The sequence below is a fragment of the Gemmatimonadota bacterium genome (assembly GCA_021295815.1).
GTDB lineage: Bacteria > Gemmatimonadota > Gemmatimonadetes > Longimicrobiales > Gaopeijiaceae > JAGWBQ01.
Window position 1 is genome coordinate 21,812 of sequence record JAGWBQ010000023.1, and the last position, 6,041, is coordinate 27,852.

Consider the following 6,041-nt stretch of genomic DNA (forward strand, 5'->3'; position numbering starts at 1 on the left):
GATCAGCTTATCGGTCTGGTGACCACCGGGCGGTCCCACTGCTGGGCCGAGGAGATGTTGGGCACGCCCCAGTGCTCGCCGTTCCAGCCCTGGAAACCGTCCATCCGGAACGTCCAGAGACCGGTGGACATGTCGCTCACCACGATGAGGCCGTCCTCGTTGCGCACGTCGACGCCGAACGCGCCGTTGAACTGGGAGTAGCGATCCGTGTTCGGAGGTCCGATGTAGGTGTCGTAGTAGCCGACCGTGACCGGGTTGTGGGGATCCTGAAGGTTGAAGACCTGCAAACCGTCGAGATAGCCGGAGACGAACACGAAGGGCCAGCGCACCTCGTGGTTGTGAACGAGATTGCGCCAGTCGGCGGTGAAAGCCGAGATGGGGGAGCGGATGTTGGTGACCTCCCCTTCGAGCGCTGGCTGGAGGTCGAAGATGCGGAGCGGCGCGTACTGATACTCGGTCTCGGCGATCACGTAGCGGCCGTCGGGGCTCGGCGTGAAGGTGTGGCCGTAGCTGACGCCGCTGATTCCGGTGAGCGAGATGCGGAGCTCGGGCGCGCCCAGGTCACTGACGTCGTAGATGTAGTAGCCGCCCGTGCCGCCGCCGTAGAAACGATCCTCGCCGGTGTCGGGATGGTATCCCACGTAGAAGTCGTGATAGCCTCTTCCGCCGCCCTGCCCCAGCGGGCTCTCCGGGACGGGAACCATGCCGACGCGGGCGTTCTCCAGATCGCCCTCCGCGACCATGCCTAGGTCGTAGACCAGCGCTCCGGGTGCGCGGGCTGTGGTGAAGAGGTAGACCCGTTCGTTCGAGTGCTTGTAGATGAAGATGTTGTGGAATCCGCCCGGCATGTCCGGCTCTCGAATGCGCGCGACCTCCCGTACCGTCGTCGGATCGGGAAGGCCGGTGACGTCGAGAACCACGGCGCCGAGGTCGGAGTCGGGACCGCCCTGCCCGAATTGGAGCGACTGCACCACATAGTAGCGATCCCGCCACTTGAAGTGCTTCACGTCCATGCCGCCCGTGCGCTGGTGGAGATCCTGATCCTCGATGCGCCATTCGTAGAGGAGCTGGGGGGCCTCCGGGTCGGCGATGCTCACGATGTCGAGGCCCTTCGGACCCTCGTTCCCGTAGACCATGCGGGCTATGTACGCGAAGGGGCGGTCGAGCTCCTGCTCCACATCCATGTCCGCCACGGAGAGGCGCGGACCGAGAGGAAGGTGGCCCAGGACCTCCATGTTGTCGGAGCCCCGGTTGAGGGCCGACCAGGGCACGTCCTGCGCAACGAGGCCGCCGGTGGAGACGAGAAGGGCCGAGCCGAGGAGAGAGACGAGGCGAGAAGAGATTGTCATGCGCATCCGTGGAGCGTCCGCTGGAGGAGAAGGTCGCGGTCGATTCCGGCGCCGAGGGCCGTCCACCGAACCGGGTATCGAAGATGACCGCAGAAGGCCATCAACGCAAGTGTCGGCGACATCCCGGAGAGGCGCGCCGGTCTGACGTCGTCCCGATCCGGGATCCCGACAATGACCGAACTCCTTCAAGTTAGACGACGGTTGTGCGAAACTCGATCTCGGGATGAATTTCAGACCGGCGGCGGAGTCCGTCGCGGACCATGTCCGGGAGCTTCCCTACCGCACCCGACCGAACCTCACGTTCCGCGAACGCACGTTGGAGAGGTAGAAGCCGATCACCTCGCCGTTGCGGTCCCGTTCGAAGGCGAAGGTGAAGCCGCCGCCCGAGAAGGTGTCGCCGATCGATCTGGTCAGTTCGTGGCGTCCGAGCCGTCGCTGGCGCATCACCAGTTCGCCGTCCTCGACGGAAAGCGTGTAGAAGGTCTCGATCTCGTCGCTGAAGAACCGGCCGGAGTAGCCTTCCAGGTCCGCCGGATCCTCGGTGGCCTCGTCGTCCAGCCGGGTCGCGGGTTGATCTCCGTTCTGGTGCAGGATCGCACCTTCGACCTCGTCTTCCTCTCCCCGCAGGAAGGTCACGGAGGCCTCCACCGCCAGCAGGCGGAAAGTCGAATCGGAGGTGGGCACGATCGCCAGGCGGGGCTGCCCGGTCGCCTGAACGTAGAGGGAGTCGGACTCGCGCGTGAAGGTGAGGATGAACGCGGGCGCCGCGTCGAGAGCGTATCGGCCCGCGTACTCGTCGAAAGCGGAGGGATCGTAGGCTTCCGGGTCGAAGTCGCCGGCAAGGGAGTCCTGCTCCTCCGGCTCGCCTTCCTCCGGCCCCATATCGTCCTCGAAAAACGCTTCCGCGAGCTCGAAAGCCACATTGCTGTTGAACTGGGCGTGATTGCTCTGGACGGTGATGCCGGCGTTGATTTCGGGGTAGTACGCGAGCTGGGATCTGTGAGCGACATCCGCCCCGCCGTGATGGATGCGCTTGAGGCCCCGTTGCTCGTCGATGAAGAAGCCGTATCCGTAACCCGTCTCCTCGCCGTTGCCGAGAACGAACGAGGTCATCATCTCCGCGAAAATGTCGGGGGTGCCGACGCGGGGCTCCGCGTAGTTCTCCGCCCAGGTCTGGAGGTCGGCGATCGTGCTGTAGATGCCGCCCGCGCCGACGGCGCCGCCGAGGTCGCCGAGCTCGCGGTAACCGTCCGCGTCGGGAGTGTACCCCACCGACTGGTCCGGGACCGTGTGACGAACGTGCGGCCTCACCATCGTACCCGTCATTCCCAGCGGCCCGAACACGTTTTCCTGCATGAAGCCGTGGAAGGCTTGCCCGGAGGTGCGCTCCACGATCTCCGCCGCCAGACCGTACGCCGTGTTGTTGTAGTTCCACTCGGCCCCGGGGACGTTCTGCAACGTCGGTTGCCGCTGCACGATCTCGATGAGCTCGTCGCGGCCGATCCAGTCGCCCCTGTCGAGCCGGCGCCCGGTCATGCGCAGCAGGTTCAGGAATTCGCGCAGTCCGGAGGTATGGGTGATGAGGTGCCGGACCTGGATCACGTGGTCGAACTCCGGCAGCTCGGGAATGTGCTCCCGGATGTCGTCGTCGAGCGAGAGCAGGCCGCGCTCGGCCTGCAACATGACGGCGAAGGCGGTGAACTGCTTGGAGGTGGATCCGATGTTGGTGCGGGTCTCAGGTTCGAAAGGTATCCGATAGCCGAGGTTGGCCATCCCGTAGGTGCTGGAGAAGACAGTGCGCCCGTCCCTCCAGACCCGGACCGCGGCGCCGGGCGAGTGTTCTCCGTCGAAGCGCGCCATCATCTGGTCGGTGAGGTGGCGGGGGTCGTCGGAGACCCGCTCGTGGCGAAGAATGGTGATCCGGAAGTCCCCCGCAGCCTCGGCGCTCCCATCTTCGTCCAAGAGCTCCAGGGTGTAGGTTCCCGCCATCTCCGTCCGCCCGCTGAAACGCTCCCGTCCCGTTCCCAGTCCACCGAAGCGAGCGAGCTGCCGCCCGTCCGGATCGAGAACCCGGATCGCCACGTTGACCGAGATCTGGTCGACCTCGCCGAGCACGAAGTCGTTCTCGTCGGCTTCGAGCGTGAAGCGCGCGGTGTCGCCGGCCGCGAGCGTTCCGTCCACGGTGGCTCCCCGCGTCAGTTCGACCTGCGCGAGGGCGTCCGAGCCACCCGCCTGCACCAGGGCGAGCAGAACGAGGACGAGAGTCGCGGGTCGGGAGACGGTGCGGGCGATGGTCCGGGTTACGAGGTCCATGGATGTCGGTCTGGGTTTTCTTGGAAGATGACGAAGGTGGCGGTCGGCCACCGAGCAAACCTACGAATTCGGACCGGACGAAATTCAACCTGGTGGGAATCGCGTGGGTCGTACGACCGTGGCCGAAGGGCCCGGATACGGCGCCGGGCCGACATGCAGGCAGCTCCGGTCGGAGGTAGACTGGGCGCCATGTCCCAACCCGTCGCCAAGCTCGTCGTCGCCTTGTCCCTGGCGTTCCTCGGGTCGGTGTGCCTAGCCCCGCAGGACGAAGGCTACGAGTCCGGCTTCCAGGTGGCGGAGGCGTCCATCATCGCGGCGGCGGGTGGGCTCGCGACCCCCGCGCCACTCCGGGGGCCGGACGATCCGTGGCGGCTGGAGGTGCTCGCGCATCCGCACGGCCCCCGCGTCCTGAAAGCGCGCATCGTTGCCCCGGACGAGCAGCCCATCGCGGAGCTGGCGGTAGCGGAAGGCGGTGGCGGCGGCCCGCGGCGCGCATGGCGCGATACGGTGGTGGCGGCCCATTGGCTCATCGACGGGTGTGACCCCGGCGGCTTCCGCGATCCTTCAGACAGCCCGTGGGTGATTATGGCCTTGCTACCGGCGCTGTCCGTCCATCCGGAGGCTGTCGAATGGCTCGGGGAGCTTGAGCAGTGCATCGCTTGGGCTTTCCTCGAAAGCCTCCAGCCGATGACGAGCGCGTGAAAACCGTGGGCTGGGGGTCGATGTGTTCCAAAATGGCGGCGTGAGGGCAGCGCGGCGTTATTCCCTCGGCAGTGCTGCGAGCATCCTGCGGTCTATGAGCCCTTGAAGATTCCTGACCACGCAAGGGCCAACGGGCGGTGCTGCGAAAAGAGTCCCAGTTACTCGTCGGCGACCACGGCCTTCGCCTGAAGCACGCCTCGGGGCGTCTGGGTCCAGTCTGGTCAGTCTGACTCTCGACGACAACGAGTTGACCGGCTCTGTCCCGCCGGAGCTGGGCAACCTCGCCAAGCTGGTCCATCTGGCTCGCGACGACAAGTGTCGAATGGCGGGAATTCCGAGCGCACCTTGGGACGGCTGTACCCATTCCGCCGATGCCCACCACAGTTTCCGGCAAGCTGATCGCAGATTCAAAGCCATGCCGATCACCTTGGAGGGAGAGAGGAGGCCCGTCTACCGACGCAAATGCAGGCGCCAAGTACGCCAATATGGAACCCCGGCGTCGGTGCTGTGCAAGGAAAGTGCGGAGCCTTCTCCGAGAAACCTACGAATCCCGTTTGGCAGTACGGACTGGGCTATCACACGGGCATTCCCAGGGTCGATCACTTCCACGACGTGCTCCCAAGCTCCGGGAATACCGTCCATCGAGTACTCCCCCATTTCCGGATGCGCGTCGGCTGGAGTTCGCACGACATGCTCAGTCCAACGCGCGGATGCTCTGAATATCAAGACCCAAAGCAAACCGTTCCGATCCTCAAGAATGTCTATGATGACGGCCGGCGGCGGTCGGGAAGGGTCGATCGGCCGCTGACGTCCGTGGCTTGGGAACCAGTCCACGGGCCGGATGAACCTGTCGAGCCGCCTACCGGTCAACGGGTCCCAACGTTCGATCTCGTAACGGTTCCTGTTCGCTGCCCAAAGGGATCCGTCCCGCGAGACGGCCAGGAGTCGAAGAATCCCCTTCACCTCCTCGGACTCATCGAGCGGATAAGCCTCCGGCAGTTCGTCGAACGATTGGATGATTTGCCCGTCGAGCCCGACTGAATGAAGATAAAATCCAGCCCTTTCGCTGGTGTAATAGCCCATGTTAACCACGTATAGCGAGTCGTTCACGACCGCCGCATCCCAAAGGACTTGCCGCACGTTCAACCGGGTCGTGCGCACGACACCCCACACTTCGTCCAGCACGGTGACGCGGCCCTGGGGTGGATCGAACAAATGAACGAACCTGCCATGTGGTTTGAGCCATCGTATCCACTTGTATTCGCCAGGCCCTTCACCGTACCTCCCCACCTTCTCACTGCTGCGCCCGTCGGGCGAGTAGACCACGAACTGGTAGTCGGCTTGAGAGAATACGGCGGCCACGCTCCCATCATGGAGGCGTGCGACCACCGATATGCCGCCAATTACAGAATCGTCGTCTCTTCCGATTACCAGGTCTTCAACAGCATCAACGCGGCATTCTGCGCATGGATCGAAGACAAGCCGGGTCTCCACCTGGGCATGGGCGGCGGCACTGGCGCCGCCCATCAACACCGCCAGGACGGCTGCTCCAGTCTGGAGAGTCACAGGAGGTATCCGGCCAGGCCCGCGAGAGCGCCGTGGACCTGCCCCGCTTTCACGGACGGTTGGTTTCTGTGGTTGATGGTGTCTGATGTGGTTTCTTTTCTCGCTCTTCCA

Annotated in this window: 4 protein-coding genes; 1 reads left to right on the plus strand and 3 read right to left on the minus strand. The window is 64.6% G+C overall.

Going from position 1 to position 6,041, the window contains the following annotated elements; all coding sequences use genetic code 11:
* Window positions 1–2: 2 nt before the first annotated feature.
* Together J4G12_09380 and J4G12_09385 are read right to left on the minus strand one after the other, a co-directional pair.
* Window positions 3–1,349 (minus strand): hypothetical protein, encoded by a 1,347-nt coding sequence (locus tag J4G12_09380; protein ID MCE2456003.1) that lies wholly within the window; start codon window positions 1,347–1,349, stop codon window positions 3–5.
* Between the two features lie 276 nt (window positions 1,350–1,625).
* Window positions 1,626–3,662 carry a serine hydrolase gene (locus tag J4G12_09385; protein MCE2456004.1) on the minus strand — a complete coding sequence of 679 codons (2,037 nt, stop codon included), beginning with the start codon at window positions 3,660–3,662 and terminating at the stop codon, window positions 1,626–1,628.
* Window positions 3,663–3,851: 189 nt separating this feature from the next.
* On the opposite strand from J4G12_09385, the gene J4G12_09390 reads away from it, so the two are divergent.
* Window positions 3,852–4,364 (plus strand): hypothetical protein, encoded by a 513-nt coding sequence (locus J4G12_09390; protein ID MCE2456005.1) that lies wholly within the window; start codon window positions 3,852–3,854, stop codon window positions 4,362–4,364.
* Between the two features lie 450 nt (window positions 4,365–4,814).
* On the opposite strand, the gene J4G12_09395 is transcribed toward J4G12_09390, so the two are convergent.
* Window positions 4,815–5,930 (minus strand): hypothetical protein, encoded by a 1,116-nt coding sequence (locus J4G12_09395; protein ID MCE2456006.1) that lies wholly within the window; start codon window positions 5,928–5,930, stop codon window positions 4,815–4,817.
* Window positions 5,931–6,041 lie beyond the last annotated feature (111 nt).